The 1004-nt window shown below is 59.3% G+C and carries 1 protein-coding gene; it reads right to left on the bottom strand.

Annotated features, from left to right (window positions below; translation table 11 throughout):
• Positions 1-53 precede the first annotated feature (53 nt).
• A complete protein-coding gene (locus tag J4E08_RS24440) occupies positions 54-986 on the bottom strand; it encodes an IS5 family transposase (protein WP_349540725.1) in 933 nt (310 codons plus the stop codon).
• Positions 987-1004 lie beyond the last annotated feature (18 nt).

Genomic DNA, 1004 nt, shown 5'->3' with positions numbered 1-1004 from the left:
GCTTTGTTGCACAAATCGAAGTCTGGCCGAACTTCCCCCTTCCCCGGACGGAGTTACCCCACGGGCTCTGTGACAGGCATGCCAAGAGCGGTGTAGCGGTTAAGCACAGCGACACGCACCTGGATTTCCGCAACCTGGCGGTCGAAGTCCCGTGCCATTAGCGATTGGCCCAAGAGTTTCATACAATGCATCTTCGTCTCGACACGGCTCCTACGGTGGTAACCGCTCCACCGTCGCCACAAGGTGCGGCCCAGGTAGCGTGAGGCATTGACCGCCTCGTTCCGGGCGACGGCACCTGCGCTCGTGGGCTTCCACGGCTTGGCGTTCTTTCTTGGAGGGATGACAGCGTCAGCGCCACGATCGGCAATGGCGTTGTGGCATTTGCGGGTGTCATAGGCCCCGTCGGCAGTGACTGATCCTATGTCTTGATCGAGCGGGATTTGGGAGAGTAATTCCGGCAGCATCGGCGCGTCCCCGATATTGCTGGTGGTGACCTCGACTGCCCGAACCTCAAGCGTTTCTTCGTCGATCCCTATGTGTATCTTGCGCCAAATGCGGCGTTTGGGGCCGCCATGCTTGCGCGCGTTCCATTCGCCTTCGCCCTCAGATTTGATGCCCGTGCTATCGATGAGGAGGTTCAGCGGGCCGGTTCCGTTGCGATAGGGCAGGCTCACATTGAGCGTTCTCTGGCGACGGCTCAAAGTGCTGAAGTCCGGTACGGCCCAGTCCAACCCGACTAGCCGCAGCAGGCTCTCAACGAACCCTGTCGTCTGCCGAAGCGGCATACCGAACAACACCTTTATCGTCAGGCATGTCTGGATTGCCGCATCGCTGAACTGCTGTTGTCGCCCGCGCTTGCCACTTGGTAGTGGCACCCAGGTAGTGTCCGGATCAAACCAAATCGATAGCGATCCGCGTTGCTTCAGCGATGTGTTGTACGAAGGCCAGTTCCTGGTCTTGTACTTCGTAGGGGCCCAACTGCTCATGTCGCCCAGCTATCATGC

Origin of the sequence: Sagittula sp. NFXS13, from assembly GCF_040148795.1 — a bacterium.
Taxonomy (GTDB): Bacteria; Pseudomonadota; Alphaproteobacteria; order Rhodobacterales; family Rhodobacteraceae; genus Sagittula; species Sagittula marina.
The sequence above is the reverse complement of the archived record's forward strand: the minus strand, read 5'-3'. Positions and strand labels throughout refer to the sequence as shown.